At 33.7% G+C, this 17,986-nt stretch carries 13 protein-coding genes; all 13 read right to left on the reverse strand.

The window, feature by feature from the left end; genetic code table 11:
• Positions 1 to 174 precede the first annotated feature (174 nt).
• The 13 genes from IC221_RS18140 to IC221_RS29825 all read right to left on the reverse strand — a co-directional run bounded on the left by IC221_RS18140 (position 175) and on the right by IC221_RS29825 (position 17,949).
• Positions 175 to 1,041, reverse strand: a complete 867-nt coding sequence (locus IC221_RS18140; protein ID WP_188170327.1) for a helix-turn-helix domain-containing protein — start codon at positions 1,039 to 1,041, stop codon at positions 175 to 177.
• 93 nt (positions 1,042 to 1,134) lie between these two features.
• The gene (locus tag IC221_RS18145; protein ID WP_223241423.1) at positions 1,135 to 2,247 is read right to left on the reverse strand and encodes a glycoside hydrolase family protein; all 1,113 of its coding nucleotides are present in this window, start codon (positions 2,245 to 2,247) and stop codon (positions 1,135 to 1,137) included.
• A gap of 13 nt (positions 2,248 to 2,260) precedes the next feature.
• A complete protein-coding gene (locus IC221_RS18150; RefSeq protein ID WP_223241424.1) occupies positions 2,261 to 4,198 on the reverse strand; it encodes an FAD-dependent oxidoreductase in 1,938 nt (645 codons plus the stop codon).
• A gap of 630 nt (positions 4,199 to 4,828) precedes the next feature.
• The gene (locus IC221_RS18155; RefSeq protein ID WP_188170328.1) at positions 4,829 to 5,332 is read right to left on the reverse strand and encodes a hypothetical protein; all 504 of its coding nucleotides are present in this window, start codon (positions 5,330 to 5,332) and stop codon (positions 4,829 to 4,831) included.
• A gap of 503 nt (positions 5,333 to 5,835) precedes the next feature.
• A complete protein-coding gene (locus tag IC221_RS18160) occupies positions 5,836 to 6,495 on the reverse strand; it encodes a CPBP family glutamic-type intramembrane protease (RefSeq protein ID WP_188170329.1) in 660 nt (219 codons plus the stop codon).
• Between the two features lie 80 nt (positions 6,496 to 6,575).
• A complete protein-coding gene (locus IC221_RS18165) occupies positions 6,576 to 7,982 on the reverse strand; it encodes an alginate export family protein (RefSeq protein ID WP_188170330.1) in 1,407 nt (468 codons plus the stop codon).
• A gap of 294 nt (positions 7,983 to 8,276) precedes the next feature.
• On the reverse strand, positions 8,277 to 9,095 hold the full coding sequence (locus tag IC221_RS18170; protein ID WP_188170331.1) for an energy transducer TonB: 819 nt from the start codon (positions 9,093 to 9,095) through the stop codon (positions 8,277 to 8,279).
• A 369-nt stretch (positions 9,096 to 9,464) separates the two neighbouring features.
• Positions 9,465 to 12,182, reverse strand: a complete 2,718-nt coding sequence (locus IC221_RS18175; RefSeq protein WP_188170332.1) for a DUF6493 family protein — start codon at positions 12,180 to 12,182, stop codon at positions 9,465 to 9,467.
• A 3-nt stretch (positions 12,183 to 12,185) separates the two neighbouring features.
• Complete coding sequence (locus tag IC221_RS18180; protein WP_188170333.1) at positions 12,186 to 13,511, reverse strand: SWIM zinc finger family protein; 1,326 nt, start codon at positions 13,509 to 13,511, stop codon at positions 12,186 to 12,188.
• A gap of 56 nt (positions 13,512 to 13,567) precedes the next feature.
• A complete protein-coding gene (locus IC221_RS18185) occupies positions 13,568 to 14,623 on the reverse strand; it encodes a hypothetical protein (protein WP_188170334.1) in 1,056 nt (351 codons plus the stop codon).
• Positions 14,624 to 14,635: 12 nt separating this feature from the next.
• Positions 14,636 to 15,886, reverse strand: a complete 1,251-nt coding sequence (locus tag IC221_RS18190) for a hypothetical protein (protein ID WP_188170335.1) — start codon at positions 15,884 to 15,886, stop codon at positions 14,636 to 14,638.
• A 146-nt stretch (positions 15,887 to 16,032) separates the two neighbouring features.
• Complete coding sequence (locus IC221_RS18195; RefSeq protein WP_188170336.1) at positions 16,033 to 17,313, reverse strand: retroviral-like aspartic protease family protein; 1,281 nt, start codon at positions 17,311 to 17,313, stop codon at positions 16,033 to 16,035.
• 105 nt (positions 17,314 to 17,418) lie between these two features.
• Entirely contained in the window at positions 17,419 to 17,949 is a 531-nt protein-coding gene (locus IC221_RS29825; protein ID WP_188170337.1) for a response regulator transcription factor, read from the reverse strand.
• Between the last annotated feature and the right edge of the window lie 37 nt (positions 17,950 to 17,986).

Here is a 17,986-nt window from a genome sequence, read left to right on the forward strand (position 1 = left end):
CAAAAGGAATGGAATTTAGCTTTTGACTTCTAAGCCTTGAATTTTTTGCTTCTTTTTGTTTCAAGACAAAAACGAAGTAGAAAGAATCTTGAAAGTAGATCCTATACAATCTTGTAAAAAGGTAAATTGGAAGTTAATTGTAATTTCGTTTGCAATGTAATCAATAGCGTTTCTCTATTCCTTACGAAATGCATTAGGTGTCAAAGAAGTTCTTTTCTTAAAATACTTCACCATGTTGGTGGGTTCATCAAATCCCATGTCATACGCTATTTCTTTGATAGGAATTGATGTGCCTTTCAGTAAGCGTTTAATTTCAAGAATTCTTCTTTCATCAATCACTGCTTTGGGCGATAAATCGTATTTCTCTTTGAGTATTTTACTTAGTGCTTTGATATTGATTCCTAAAGTCTTTAAGTAAAATTCTACCTTAAATTCCTTTTTAAAGTTTTGCTCCAGTAGTTGCTGAAACTTTAGGTATAATTGATCCGATGAGGAAAGTCTTTCTATGGTTTGATGTTGTTTTTGGATTCTTTCTACTTGAATCAAAAATAAGCTGAGCCAATGGTAAAAAGCATGTTCCTGTTGAGGTAATTTCCAATGATCATACACCTCAAACATATGTTCGCTTAGTAAATTAAAAAATGTACTATTCTTTTCTGACAGAGATAAATATTGCATTCCTTCAATATGTGAAGCCAATGAAAATTGAAACATATGTTGAAGATCGTGATCATTACGATACAAGAACTCAGGGGTGAAAACAATACTTTGTATCTCTACTTCTTCAGGGTCTAAAGTATCAAAATAACTGATTTGATCTTTAGACAATAACATCAAGGTATTGGGTTGAAAGGTGTATTCTTGGAAATCGATATAGTAAGTACCTGTTCCTTTTTTAAACCAAAATAATACATGAAAATCTCTCTTGGAAGGAGAGAAAATATCTGTTCCTTCCAAGAGAATAGAAGAGGGTACAATGGCAAAAGGCAATCCTTTACCCAATTTTTTATTTTGATGATAGGAGATATTTTGGTGATGCATATATAGATATTCAATCCTAAATTATTGACAAGTTATTCAAAAGGATTGATTTCTAAACTATCAAAGTTCATCACACCATAAAATGAATTCACCTTACATTTCCTCAAAAGCCGTTACAGGTATCTGAACATTGAAAGATTGAAGCACGCCGTTTTCATCCTCAATATCTGCTGCACACGATAATACCTTCGGTTTTCCATTTTCTAAGAATAACTGAGGACGCTCTAAATGAGATACGGATTGAGTTTGTCCATTTTCCCATTTGATTTCTAAAGTACTTACCAAAGGATGGTCTGAGAGCTTCCAATCTAATCCATCGTAAGAATGAAAAAGTACCAATGATCGGCCGTGTTCTGTAAAAGCACCATGCATGTCTTTTACGATGGCATAATAATGTCCTTCTTGAAACCAAATAAAAGGATCTTCGGCAGGGAAATCATAACCTTCCGCTTGGAAAATGGGAGAGGGGTGTTTCTTGAAAGGACCAACAGGTGAATTAGAAGTCGCCACACAATGTACTACCGGACCGCCCCAAATGCCTTTTCTCTTTTTGCCTACCGCTTTGTAAACCATTAAAAATTCCCCCTTATCATTTTGAGTAATCGTGGGGTTACTCACCATTAATGCATCTAAGGCTTGGTCATTGGGAGAAATATCAATTAATGGTGCATCCAATCGCATCCAGGGTCCATTAGGATGGTCAGCAACTGCCACTCCAATTCTCTGATTGTTTCGATGTACTGGATTTAAAACTATTTTTTCTGGAGTACCCATCACTTTTCCATCTCCGGTATTTCCCATATAATAGAGATAATACTTTCCATTGAATTCATGTACAGTGGGGTTGTGAGTACATAATCCATCCCAATAGTTTTCACCTCTTACGCCTAGGGTCACATCTTTAAACTCAAAAGGGCCATCGGGAGCATCAGAGACAGCATGAGCAATTTCTGAATGTGTTACCCAAGCCCAACCTAGTTCTTTTTTCCAACGAGAATAAAAAAGATGATAAGTTCCTTCTTTGTCTTTTACAATAGATCCTCCCCAATGACTCCATCTTTTATCTTCAAACTTAGAAACTGTCGCTACTTCGCCTAGTTTCAGTTGGTAGTTGGATGGATTCTTCTTGGGTTTAAATTGTAAGAAAAGAATGAAAATCAAAGAGGATACAATTACCTTCAATACTAATTTTGATAGCTTATACATAACATGACAGAATTTAAGAACGTTGAGTGGATGGTTGTTGCATGAGCTTTTTCAATTGATCCAAATGCTGCTGATATACACCTCTAGGTGTCACTTTTTCTTTAATACAAATGGAGGCAGCCAAACCAACAATTTCGCCCATCATACCACACGTTTTCATTACTCTCACCGGACCCAAACCATCTCTACTTACACTGATGTTACGCCCTGCCATAAATAGATTCTGAATGTTTTTACTGTATAAAGTTCGATAAGGTGCCCAATAAGGACCTTCGTAATCATAACCTTTTCCCGTCGTTGCAAAAGAGATAAATTCTTCTCCTTCCAATCCTTTATCAAATTCTTGATGAGCACTATGTACATCAATTCCCCAAGAACAAGGGTAAGCACCATCCTCAAACTCTACCTTATCTCTAAAGTGATCTGCCGTCAGTTTTATATCTCCCATTAATCGTCTTGATTCTCTTTTTCCAGAGATAAATGCAGACCAGCCCAAACGGTGATTAGGATAAAGTTTATCTACATTTTTCAAGGCATCCCAAGCCCCGTACATTGCTCTAAAATTGAGGTCACGAATTTTTTCTACATCAGTGATTGGATTCTTATCAAATCCACTTTCCCAAAACCATCCACCGAGGTTGCCCAATGGATCTTTCGCTCCCCACTGTCCTTTGTAATTGGATCTACCAGGGAAGGGCTTATCAGAGAGGTCTAACGCCCAAGGACATCTAGGAAAAGGTTGTTCTACTTCTCCAATATCACATGAGATCGTTAAAGCTGATTTATCTTTACATTCACATTTCAGTACCTCTTCTTTGTTGGCAGCATCCAACACACTCCACATATTCGAAGAGCCCATAAACGTAGAAGCTGACATTTTATATTCGGCACCCGCCATAAATCCTACAGTGGCATCACCTGTACAATCAGCGAAAAACTGTCCTTTGATTTTTTTCTGCACACCTGTCTTCGTATGCTGAGTAACCACTGCATGTATCGTTTGATTTTTATGTTCTACATCAATCACTCTTTCTTCTAAAAACAGTGTGATGTTAGGTTCTTTGTTGATCACCTCCGTTTTACGCTGATCATTATAAGCTACTCCCAAGCGTGCATTTCTGGTACCGTATCTTCCTCTATCAATTTTATCTGGAGAGATCTCTTCTACAATTTCCCCTACATGCGGATAAGGTTGTTGTAAGGTATGCCCTTCGGGCCACACACGTACTTCGGAACTTCCATTTCCACCCAAAACAGGACGATCTTGTATTAAGGCTACTTTTAATCCCTTTCGAGCTGCGGAAATTGCCGCACTTGTTCCTGCAAAACCTCCTCCTGAAACGACAAGATCAAAAGCTCCTCCATTTTCAGGTTTGTCTGAAAAACCTTGTAATTTTCTTCTGAATTTAGTCAGTGCTTTCACATCATCAACAGGAACAAAATCTTTGTCTTTACAAAATAGAATAGCATCACACCTTCCTTCAAATCCTGTCAGATCATGCAATGTCAGTTTTGTATTTTTAGCGACATCCACGACCCCGCCATCATGCCAATGCCACTCTGCTCCTTTAGTTCCAAAGGTCTCCTTGACTGGTTGATCATTGATCAGTAATTGAAATTTTCCAGGTGCGCCTTCCACTTTCCACGGAGCCACCCAGTCTCTGGTTCTTACCCATACTCTATAACTTCCTTTTTTAGGAAAAGCAACTTGTGTGATGGCATCTTTTACGGGGATTCCTAAACCATGGGCAAGAAGATAAGAGGAGCCCATTTGATCCATAGATTGCTGATCCACTTCCCATCCTCCTAAATCAGAAAACTGTTCTGCTTCGATAAATAAAAAGTCTCCATTTAGTTTTTTAAGTAAGTTGGAGTTCGCTAAGATATCATTGGAAGCCAAAAGCATAAGTGCTGCTTTGCTACCAACGTTTAAAAATTCTCTTCGTTTCATAACTATTCATTTCATTCTGAATGCATGATAATGAATAACTTGAATAGGCTACGGTAATAAATCGGTTTTTTAGAGGGGTAGATTTTTATATCAAAAAATAGAGAAAGGAGTTGAAAAAAATACACCCCAAAATCAGCATAACGTTTTCTAAAATGAGAAATAATAATAGTTGAGTTACATGGGGAACCATTAAAGATAATAATACTACACTGTAAACTAAATTATCGTCAACTTTCAAGCTTCCTTCTTCTTCATTTTTGTCTTGAAACAAAAACGAAGCAAAAAATTCAAGGCTTAGAAGTCAAAAGCTAAATTTCATTCCTTTCGCCTAAATGATTTTAAACTCGCTGCGCTCAAACAGCAAAATCATTTTTAACGGCTCAATCCATGAAATTCTTAACGCTTTTCCCTTCAAGGCCGGGGGAAGAAGTAGCAAATGAATTAGGTAGAAAGTCCACTGGCGCGAATGTTAAGCGATAGCATCATTCGTGTCCTAAAAATCAGCAGAAATCTCCTGATTTCTAAACAATATAAATATGCTACTTTAGAATTTGCTTCTTCTTCATTTTCTCGTACACCACGATGAACACAACAGATTCAATCATGGTGTACGATATTTTGTTGAAGTACTTATTCCGCTTTTGGAATCAAATCTGAACAAGTACGTTTCGTAAATCCGCCTTCTGCCTTCACTGGACCAAAGTCTCTTACAAAATAGGTCTTAATGTTAGGAGTATCCACAGTGTCTTTTCCTGCTTCGCATGAAGTTGTATAATTCACAGAAAACTCTCCCAATAAAGATTGAACCACATCACCTGTTCTTGTTTCAGCTACAAAAAGATCATATTGAATTTGATCATTTTCGATGATCAGATTGTCATCTAAATCATAATGTAATTGATACTCATAAAATTTCACCTCAGCATCTCCATTGGGTAAAATATTCAGTTCAGTAGTTGGAATACTTCCTGTAGAAACAGTTTTGGTTTCTTCACCTTCAGTGATCTCTGCCTTAAATTCTGTTTTCCATTGATAGAAACCAGAGTTATCAGCTGTCACTAGATCATTATCAATTTTATCAGAGCATGACACCATAGCACTCATTAAAATGAAGCTTGCAAATAGTTTTTTCATTACGTTAAAAAATGGTTGATGAATAAAGTTTAAAAAGAAAGAGTATGAAAATACCCTCAATGGTTTTAAAGTTTTTGGCTTGAATTAAACATATAACTCTGCCTTTTCTTTAAATATGACCATTTCAACTTTACCTTCCTTATAGATATTAGTTAATATTTTTAAATACTACTACTGTAGTCGTTTAACATAATACACAACTGATTATCAATGTATTTATTGCAGTGTAAACTAAACTATCGTTAACTTTTAATCGACCTTTCTGCAAGCCTTAATAGGATCAACTTTCAAGCTTCTTAACGCTTTTCCCTTCAAGGCTGATTTAGATACTACTAAATAATTACCTGATTATAAAAGAAAAGGATTTTGTAATTATCTTCTAAAATGCAGTGCTGTAGGGGCGTTGCATTGCAACGTCCTCGCGAACCACAATGCACTACCATTTATCCTTCACAAAAGGAACTGCTGTAATTAACGAAAATTTAGTTTACAGTTTATTTGTCTTATAAAAATAAAAGCAGTGATACTGATGAAGAATAATTTTTTAGAGCATGGACGAGCATACTATACTTCATGCCTTTTCTAATTCTGATCACGGTAAAAGTATATCCATATATAGAAAGAACTAGTCCATAAATAAAAATATAAGGAATATGTGCTACCGTAATTAAGTCAAAATCAAAGTTCGCGATATGACCAAAACCAAAGAAAAATACCGAAAGGTAAATGTAAATACCTTTCCATTTTTCAACAAATTCTTCATCTATCTTTTTCGAATAAAACATATAAAATAGACCAGAAAAAAGGAGTACAAAAAAATACTTATAGATACCCATGGAAAAGAAAGAAAACAGAGTAATACAGCAATAACCAAACATCAATGAAAAAGATATTCTAGAGGACTCTACTTTATAATTCAAAAAATACCGAAAGGCAAGTTCCTCTACAATAGGGGCATAGATCACTGCAAAGAATAGAAATTGCTTTTTACTTAATCCACTTTTAGTATATAATTGCACTGAAGAAAGGTCTCCTCTAAACAATTGTGCTGCTAGGAAGGATAAAAATCCTAAGACTATAAATGAAACTACAATTGTTAAAAAGTAGTTTCTAATATCCCTCTTACTTAGAGAACGAATATAGTTTGCTTGTAAAAATAGCATGATTAAACTTTAAGTTAGTTTTTAGTACATTTTTCAAACCTCTAATCTAATCATTCTATTCTTAATTTCTTTATTAAAGTTTAAAACTTATACTGTAATGCAACTGCTGAAAAAGTAATAGGTTTACCCATTCCAGTTTCTTTTACATAACTACCGGGAGTCACATAAGAATTAAAAGACATTAATGTGAAGTGCTGATTGATGATATAAAAAATATCTAATCCATACTGAATCCCTACACCGTATTGATCACTTTGAGTTTCAGAAGAAGGACGTACTTGTACCATGCTCGGAGCGTAAGATCCATCCTTATTACTTGCTCTCGCTAAATAATACCAGCTGAAATTAATGTATAAACGTTCTAAAGGTTGCAGACCAAAAGTAGGTTTGATATGCATAATGTTACTTGGCCCTTGAGCCATTGCTAGTCCATAAACGGGCTTTGGGTACATAGGGTCGAAAGTGTTCAACTGCTTATCATTCGGATCATAATCACCCGAAACGTAACTTGCTCCCAAGCCAATCATTGGTTTTAAAAAAACATCTGGAAAGAAATAATGTACTTCTGCTGTTGCATTGAAAGCGTGAACCATTAAATCATTGAACTTTCCTGTTTGGTACATCAAATCCATATCTACCCAAAGTCTTCTACCTCTTTGCCATAGTCGTCCTCCAATGGTATGTCTATTTTGTTTTCCTGAAACGTAATTGAATTGTCTTCTTTCAGTATAAAATCCAAAATAATACAGATCTAATTTGAGTGGTTTTAATTTTCTAAAACTAGCATAGGCTCCCCAAATAAATTCGTTAATATGTGAATTGTCAAATACTTCTGGATGAATGATGACGGGCGTGGTAAATAAGGCATGTAGATCAAAATTTTTCTTTTGAGCGATATAAGAAATTCCATCAAAAGCCTGTCTATTATTAGGGCCTTCTCTTGATGAAATCAATAAGCCATTTCCAAAATCTAACTCTTGACGACCGATACGAATAATTTGTCCTTTTTCATTTCCTTTCTTTCCAACATTCAAGTCCACAAAGAATTGGTGTAAACCAAGACCATCAACTATAATTTCAGGAACGGGAGGATTGGGGTTCCCCAATTCCAAAGTATTGTTAAGTTGCCCAAAAACTCTGATTCTTGTGTTGACCTGAAGATCAGCATGCAACATCAAACGGTGCTGTAAACTTCCATCATAATCAGTAATCGTACCTGGAGGTACATCTCCGAAATTGGGATTTTTACGGTATTCATACCATTCCCTTACTTCTCCTCCTATAGACAACTTCGTATTTCCATCTTTAGAAATAGACATCAATTTTAAATGATCAGTACCTTTTTTCTGAACCGTATCTGACAATAAATAGGAAAAATCATCATTGTACCTAAGATCATGAATTGGCCTTACCTGTGCATGAGAATAAATAGTGAAACCAAGCAACATGCCGAAAGTAATAAAGAGAATATCGAGTAATGTTTTCATAGCGTTTATCTTTTTAACACTACAAAGGACCTGATTATTTACTAGTGATTAAAGGTAAAAAAGAAGACAATAATGGTAAAAATTGGAATTTATTAAATAAAAAATCAAATATAAACACTTAAAAAGGATAATAATAAGTACATGGTTATTGCACCAAATTCTAGAAATAAGTGCAAAAAAATGCTACTGAAACATCAATTGTTCCAGTAGCACTTGATTACGATTATGATAGTTTTCTGTGACAGCGAAGGGGATCATTTTAAGTGATGCTTCATAACTGTCTCAGAAATTAGATTAATTTTGAAGACGAAAAGAGATCGGTAATACCATTCTTTGCCTGACAGGTCTTCCTCTTTGTTCTCCAGGAGTCCATTTTGGACAAGTCTTTAAAATACGGATTGCTTCTTCATCACAACCTGCACCAATACCTCTTACCACTTTTAGGTTACTCAAAGAACCATCCGTTTCTATGACAAATTCCACAAATACTTTTCCTTCAACACCCATACGTCTAGCTTGAGATGGATACTTGATTTTTCGGCCTAACCATTTGTAAAATTTACCCATGCCTCCTCTAAAAGAAGCACTTTTTTCTACGATGATGTGCACTTCAGATTCGATCACTTCATCGGGTTCTTCTATAGGAGTATACTCCTCAATGATCTCATCAGGATCGGTAAACTCAGGAAATTCAATTTCAATGTCGGTCGTTTCTTCTTTATCATCTTTAACTTCAATGATAGTGACCACTGGAATTTTCTTTGGCTGAGGTAATTTTGGTTTAGGTAACACAACAGCTGAATCCAAATCCGAATCGTCGACATACCAACCCTTCTTGTCTAGCGTGACCAATACATCTTTAGGAGTTGGGTACTCAAATGCCGCCAAGACAATTGTTAAACCAATACTCAACCCGAGCATTCGAAAGAAATTAGTGTACTTGTCTAAGTTTACATCGTCATACTTTTTGATTAGGGGGTTGCTTTGAGGTAATGGAGAAAGATTGCTTTGTTTGCTTATAATAACTCTGAAGAGTTGTACAATAGCGATTAGTAAGACTAAAAAGGAGATAAACAGTCCTTCTGGACCCATAAATTTTAAAATATCAATCATATTTATAATAGTTTGTAGAGTAGGCATGACAATACAATCCCACCACTAATAGTCTGATTATTAGTGTAAAAACGGACAATCAATTATACTCTCGGGCATAGTTTTCACACTACATCCCTTATGAACAGATAGATTAAAGAAGAGGCCTCTTCGGTAATTTTAAGGTACAATTATATCTAAGGGATCATCAATGTTTTAACCAACTTAACAAGGAATAGAATAGAATTTGCATTGATTAACAGTAGTTTTGACACTTATCTTAATTTATTAAAAAAACGATTTGGGTTAGAAAGTAATAAACGAAATATAAAATTAATATTTAGTTAACAAACGGAATAAATTAATGTATTTTAATATAAATTCAGAATTTTAAATTTCAAGAATACTATTAATAACTGATTTCAAGCCTTTGTTTTCTTTCCAAACCTCAAGCGTTTCTTTAAACCGATCACTTAATAGATAATTAGAGTGACTTGTTTTCAGTTCTTTTATTAATTCTAATACTTTTTTAATTCCTCTGATGGGAGTAGAAGGCATATTTTCTACCATACCAACTAATACCTCCAATAAGTTCTCATTATGCTTTTTAGAGATATTCAGCATTCGTTTTACAATTAGGTCTGTTAATCTTTTAACAGGTGCATATCCTCTCGCTTGAAATTCTCCAATGATCGCTCCAAAACGTTTGTTGTCAAAAATTCCTTTATCATTTACATTCAACCAAATTTCAACAGAAAGGTCTCTATGTACATTTCCGGGATTTAATATTCCTCCCATAAGTACACAATAAGGAGCATCATTTGTTTCTTCTTTATACCATACTTTTTCCAAACCTTTTAAATAATCTAACTCGAATGTTTGTTCTGGAACTTCTGGTAAAATTGTACCACCGAAATAAAAAGAATGAAAGGCTTTAGATAATAAAATATTAGGGTTGTTCGGCTGTAATAATAATACCTTCATATCATCATTATGATGAATATTTTCATGAAACAAACTTGATAAGTAATCCCTCTTAAATATTCCGTTAAAATCATTTATTACTTCATTTTCTAAAAAGAATTTTACCTTTGTGTAATTATAAGACGAAGCAAATTCTGATTTAAATTTCCGTTTAAATACCCCTCTTTCTATATCAAAATTAGTGTTCAACTTATTTTCTAAAAAAGTAATCTCATCTTGAATATTTCTAGAGATAACACTTTGTAACCATAATTCAGGATGATCTATAGTCAGTGTTTGAAGTGCTTTTTCAGAAAAATGATAATTCAGTACTTCTTTGATCTCTTGATGATTTATTTTCTGAATTAAAGAAGTAAGCTTTCCTTTAAAATCTTGAACAGGTATACGGCCAATAGCTATTTGAAAATCAATCAAATTAATTGCCACTCCTTTTTCTTCAAATGAAATAATACGGTCAATAAGAACCTGTGGAGCAATCCAACATGGTGCATGAGTAGGGGTTGAGAGAAAATCAACCTTTTGATTCTCTTTTAAAAGTTGTCTAGAATAAAGAATCAATTGATAATAAACTCCTAAAGGAAAATTAATTCTACCTGTTTCTTTCAAATATTTCAATTCATCTCCAATGTTCTTTTTATTTCTAAACTGTTTGTATTTCTGTAATTCATTGGGGTATCGTTCCATCAAAATATCTGCATACTCATTGAGATAATTAGGAATATAATACTTTTCTAAAGCACCTACATTCTTTGTCCAAGTACGAGAAGTATGAACTTCTAAAACTCTCTTGAAAACAGGTTCAAGCTTAGAAACGTTTTCATTGGTGATCAATTGATCCAACTTTGGAAGGTAGTTCAATAATAACTCTACATGATAGACTTCATTGTTTTCTATAACTTGAGCTATTAAAAAAAGAATTTCATCAAAAGTTGAATAAACTGGAATTTCATTTTCATCAAATAAAACGGATATACAGTTCTTTTCTTCTATTTCTTCATAGGTCTCTTCATGGATTAAAAAAGAAGAAAGTACTTCCTTTACAGAGAAAAATAATGATTCATGATAAATACTTATTTGGTCTTTTAATGGTTCATCTAAAGGATCTCCATACTTCACAATTAGTTTAGCGACCTTCAATTGAATTTTCTCATCAGTTTGAATCAAACCTTCCGTTATGATTTTAAGAAGATCTGATTTATCCGTTGTCGGTTGTTGTATTATTTTCTCAAAAATCTGTAATGCAGTATTGACTACCGCTTTAGTTTCTGAGACGAACAATATACCTGCATATTGTATAAATAAATCTATTTGAAATTCTTCTTCGCTCACAATACTTTTTATGTATTTAAGCAAAGTATTGATGGGTTTTGAATGCTGAGTATTTAATGCAGTAAATATTTCTTCTTGATGAAGTAGAATCTCTTCTTTTGTTATTTCTAGTGACAATAAAAGATCGGTAAACCAACCTGTATTCGTTTTATTAAATCCAGATGTAAAAGTGAGAATAGTATGCGTTATTACTTTCTCTCTTTCAATGTGATTTTCCTCAACTAGTTTGGTAAAAATATCTATCCATCTTCTATTTTTTCTATCATCAAAAACATAAGAATACCTCTGTGAGATTATAGTTTCTTCTTGAAATAGATACCAAATGTGTTCTTTTAAAGTTTCTGGGTAATTAAATAAATCATCATCCCACACTATTGCCAAACAATCAGCAATTAATGAGGTAGTAGGTTTTAAGAATCCTTTTTTACTGAGTTGTAATACTCTATCATAACTTATTTTCTTCTCATTATTTATATAATCACTGTACCAACTTGGTACATACCATGGTAATATTTCATTCTCAAAAAACTCAGATCCAAAATCTGTTTTATAGGTAATTCGGCTAAAGTTTTTCTTTTCGCAAATCACAAATGATGCGACATCAATTAATAATAATTGAGCATCATTGTAATGGCATATTCTTCTTCCTTGTTCTTCACTAAATTCATAAACCCCTTTTTTAATTCTTCTCAGCTGAGACCATAGTTCTTTTTTATCTTTTGGGCTTAATGTCTTTAAAAAAGGGATAATCTCCTCTTCATTTTTAATTATACTTTCTAGTTCAGTAGTTAGCATAGTTTACTTTAGTTTTAATACTGCCAATATATGTTTGCATAATCCTCTTGTTCCTTGATTTTTACTATACCAAGTACAAGTACATTTTTTATTTTCACCTTGAATCAAAACGTAATGTTGTATTCCTCCACTTCCTTCTACTTCTGCCTTAGTTTCATATTCGTTTTGAGATAGAATCTTTACTTTACCTTCTTCAATCAATTTTTCAGCTCCTTTTAATCTAGGATTCAAAGAAAGGATCCTATTTAATTTAAAAGGAAGTCTTCTGTAATAGAAATTCCTAGTTTCTAAATCATACCCCAATAATCCCATTCCAGCTAATACATTAGTAAGATTTTCAACTTTTGAAAGATCTAAATCTTTATCTACAGCTAATAGTGTAGGGTTAAAAGTTTGATTAGTATATGTGAAGCTATCAAAAGCTTTGATTAATTTTTCAGGAAACGTATCTAGTAAACCATCTAACAAGGCACCTTCACCCGAAAATCCTCTATAATAATTCCTTGATAAAGAGAAATTGAATTTTACTCCTTCAAACACCAAAACGAAAGTAACAGATTGCTTTTCTTCCTGTTCATAAACACTCATTTCTTTAATCAGTGGAAGAAGAGGTTGAAGTAATTTCAGACGATGAATTCCTCCGATAGTAATTGTATCTTTTTCTTTTCTGATTGTAAAAGAATACCGATTACCCTTCTTCGACAAATAATAATCCTCTTTAACTTTTCCTACAGGAAGTGTTTTGAAAAGCTGTAAAGCTTGGACTTTAGTTAAAGTAAATATTGGATTAGACTGAGAAAAATAAAGTTGAACCGTTGACAAACCTTTGATCCATTTAGTGGGTAATGGTACTTTTCTTTCAATAAAACTTTCACCATCCTGATGGAAACCTACTTCCTTTTTACCAACCGATAATGATAGTTGATCATTCCGATTTACTTTACCCAAAGCAGTAATTAATTCTTGATTGAAGTCTACATTAGTTGTTCCGTATTCCAATACTTCACCATCAAGACCATCTTCTAAAACATCAACCCTTGCATAAACACCAACACAATGTGAGAAACCTTCAAAGCGAATTTGTTGATTTCCTACAGTAACAATTGGGTCCTTTAATAATGCTATTTGAAAAGGTGATAGATTAAAACTTGACTTTACCACATTTGAAAGCGTAATCAAGCACCTAGATAGATAATAAGGATATTTTAATTTACCCCAAAAAAGACAAGATGAAGTTCCTTTATGAATTTCACTAAATTGTGATAAAAATATAGTTTCAGAGTTTAGATCAGACTTTTGCTGATAACAATAGTTTAGCTGTTCTTCCATTTTACTTTTGATGCCAGTGTAACTTCCTTAAAAATAAGTACTTTTCTCAAAAGAAATTACAACACCGGCAACGTACTCAAACGCTTCATTTGATCCTTATATTTGTCATTAGAAAACCCTGCCGATAAAGTGAATTCAATAGAGGGCTGTAAAAAGGCTGTACTTGAGATTTCTGGATAGTAAGAAACTCTGAGTTCTATATGATCACTTTCTTTATTAATTCGTCCTATTTTAGAATAGTTGGCTTTTTCTCCGAAAGGAATTTTCACAGAGGAAGTTATAAATACCGTAGAGGAATTAGAAAAGTTATTGATGGATGGAATCCAGCCTCCGCCGACTTTAATGACCGATACTCTTGCTTCTGCTGATAGATATAGTTCGTTGTTTTCACCTTGGTTGAAATAACCGAAAGTGGTTTCAATACCTGTATAATTCATTGGGTTGAAAAAGATATACCTTCCCATCAATTCAAAGCGTGGTTTCAGATCTTGGAATAAACTGACTTGATCTCCATTCGTTCCCATTACACTTTGAAGATGTTTAGCGGAGAAACTTAAGAATAGATTTTCATGCGTATAAAAACTTATTCCACCACCAATATCTATAGATCCTTCTTGACGTTTGGACAATGAATAGGAAGGAGTACCTCCAATAAAATCAGAATCCGGGTCTAGCTGACTGTAATACAAACCAGGACTTTCTCCAAAAGAATAAACCAATGCACCTACTGATATACCAAAACTAAATGTTTTGTCTCTATCTCTATACGTCATCGAAAGTGGTACGCTAAAGGTTTGCATATTCAAGTTAGTGATCTCTTTATCTCCATCTTTAATCGGAATATGGACTTGTTGAAATAATGCTCCAATTCCGAAACCATTTCTCATTTTAGACTTTCGATACATCCCCAAACTTCCACCTACACTGATGTATTCCATGCCTCCTTGTTGAGAAGCATATCTAAATCCCACATTATTTTTATTTACTGTAGAACCCGCCAAGGCAGGGTTGTGAGAAGAGGGAAGCCAAAGTGGATTGGCTGTAATTAAGTCTTGAGCAAAACTATGGATCGATAGACCACAAAGAGCAAGAAAGAGTAGTTGACGTAGCATGGTTTTGATGATTTAAGGAGTGACAATAAAAGAAGTATTTAAACGCTCAGTTAAACCATCGGAGTAATGGATCAATATTTTTGCGTTGTAAAGGGAAGAGGTGAAAGCTTCATCATCACCGAAAATAAAATTGAAATCCTCTGATTCAAACACTAAGAAATTAGAGGTATCAAAAATCTCAATTTTAAAAGATGTAATTTCCACTTGACTTCTAATTAATAAGCGATAGCTACCATCCTCATTAAAACTACTTCTTTTGGAAACGGCCGTCGGTACTTTTACTCTAGGGAAATAAGGAATCTCAACGTTTTTTAAAGTGTCTCTATTAAGACCATCAAGACAACCACCCGCACCTGATGCATCAGTGGCAATAAGGATAATATCATATTGCTTAAAAGGTGCTTCAGCATTTTTCTCAAAATTTGAAGTGGGAAAAACATAGACAAAATCCTCATTGTCAAAAAGCATATTGATACTAATTAAATTCCCATCTTCATACACTTCCCATCGCTGTCTATCACTATTGAGTGAATGGGATGAAAATGTAGTGACACCATACGCTGCATTCGAAACTGTATAATTATCATCAATAATACCTTGCGAAATTGGAGCAATATACTCTAAACCTTCTTCTTGGATTTGTACTCTATTCAAGCATTGATTATCTCTTGATGATTCCAAAAAAATCTCAACCTGCAAAGAGTCTTCCATAGGCCTTTCGATTCTCAAGTCTTCTAGTTTTCCTACTTTTCCCTCAACAGTAAGTTTCTGTTCTTTGTAAAAACGATCATTGATATACACCAATACTAATTCGTCTGTCAACGTATCTCCCTCAGTAGTAAAATTGATAGAAGCATAATCACAATAGTAGACTAAATCTGAAAAACGATTAAAGTTGACAGAACGTTGAACTTTACCAAAGACATCAATTACCACAATTTCTGATGCTATATCAGAAGTAACAGTATTAAGTATTTCAATTTTTGCTTGATGTAAATCAGCTGTGATTACATTATTATCGATGGCTACCACCAAGATAGTTTCCGTTTCAGAAGACTCAATTGTATTTGTCAATACACCTAATTCTTCTATTCCAGATATCATTTGAAATTCCTCCTCACTTTCGTGTGTAATTGTAAAGATCAAAGTGTTAGGCCTATTATCAATACAGAATTCTGATTGACTTACCTTCACTTCAAAAGCAAATAAAGAGGTACTGATTAAGAGTGTCTGCAGTAGTAAAATCCAATAACTACGTATCATAACATAGTAAAATAAAAAATGACTAAAGAGTTATGTTTGTTTTATCATGTTCAAGTTAGTTTGATTTTTTATGAATGAAAAACGAGCACTGAAAATAATGGTACCTTCAGTGCTACTGTCACATTTTGTTTTAGAAAGAACATCTATTATAGATTTTGCTGTTCTATAAGAATCTCTTTTCGCTGGTAAGAAATAATGAACTTCTGTTTAGATAAAATTTCATAACCGATAATACCGCTTATATTGACTTCTTTAAAAGCATCTAAATGTCCAAGATCTGTGAAAACAGTGGGGATGGATTTATACATGACATCACCAAGCATACACTTTTTCATTTTACCCTTCTGTACCTCTTTTACCTTTCCTGATAGACCTTGCAATTCTGTTGTTTTGACACCCTTCAAAACTGGTTTCAATTCTTCATAGAGAGAAGTCGAAAACGCATTGGCACCTGCACCACTATCTATGGCAACATTATATTTTTGTCCATTGATGGATAAGGTCACAATTGGTAAATGCCCCAGTAAAGTGGTCATAGGAAAAGTTTGAAATTCCGTTTCAGATAAGTGAGTAGTTTGAAGAGTCTCAAATTGGTCTGGAGCTATTAATATCAATTGCTTTTGAGCATAATCATACATCACATCCAACTGATTGACGAAATCAGTACCTATGATACCATAGATTTTAGTATTTGTTTCTTTTTCCAAATGAGAAAGATCCGAGACTAACACTCTTTCATTTTCAACCAATAATTTTCCAAATTCAATTTTTGGTATCTCAATAATGTCTTGATTGTTGATATTAGAATTGATGCCTTTTGCACTGGAAACAGAATTGACTTTACTGTTTTGATAGGCTGCGTTTAATATTGTCCTTGAAGAACCACTGTCAAAAATAAACTGTTGCTTTTCATTATTCACAACAGCATCTACTATGATCAGATTACTCTTAAGCTCAAAAGGAATTTGTTGATAACTTTCTGATGAATTATTTTTCACCTGCATTTTATCTTCGGCCATCATCACTTTCACTTCGGCCTTGATCAGTGATAAACTACTCACCTTATTGGATACATCAAACACAATGGTTATTTCTTGATTTCCTTTCTGTTCGTATTCAAAGTCATATTTCAAGGTCAAAGTGTTTCCATTTTTTTGAGCGTCCTTTTCTGAATAGTTCAAAACGGTATCATTGATACTTTGCGTAATCAACATATCCAATACTTTCTGGGCAATCACTCCTTTTTGATTTAAAATAGTAAAATCATCCGACAACCATTCAGTCAAATTTTCTACATTTTTTTGATTAATAGCGGTCGCTAACTGCTCCGAAAATAGTTTACATTTCTCTTGTTCTTGAGCATAAACTTGAACTGTTACACTTTCTAATAAAAGAGAAATCCATAAGAGTTTTAATACATTCTTCATCTGTTTTTTTGTTTTTGATATGATGAATCAAAAGTAGAAGACAAAGAATGTTTCTCTATGAAATGTAAGGTTGAAAAGGGGTGGAGAATGGGGTGGATTTTAGACTCATACCCCTCTGAGAGTATTTAAATCAAGCTTTTTGAGTTGAGTCCGGTCGGTTAATTCTAATTTTTTATACAGATTATTGATATGTGTTTTTACTGTACTGATGGAAATATTAAGCTCGTCAGCAATCTCTTTATTCATTTTTCCTGATTGAATCAATTGAGCAACCAAGAGCTCTCTTTCTGATAAAAGTTCAATTTTAGATTGATGCTGTTCTTGTTTCTTTTTCCAAAAAAGAAGGAGATAAATAACAATGCTTATTGAGGCAATGGCAATGACCACTACACTCAGTATTTCATACATCTCAAAACGAAAAACCTGAAAAGAGGTATCACCTTCAATTACTGTATATTTTTTATCGTTAACTTGTATTAAATGAATAGAATCTTGTAAACTTTCAGCGCCTAATTTTTGAATCACCTCTTGCAATTGAGATGTATTTTCTTTCACTTGTAAGGTATCTGAAGAAGAGGCTCTACTTAGTGATGAGATGAAAGTAAAAAGAAGAAGTAAGGTTAGTTTGTTTAGCATATTTGACTAATTTGACTTTTTCGCAAAGTACAATATC

Source organism: Flammeovirga sp. EKP202 (assembly GCF_014534745.1).
Classification (GTDB): domain Bacteria; phylum Bacteroidota; class Bacteroidia; order Cytophagales; family Flammeovirgaceae; genus Flammeovirga.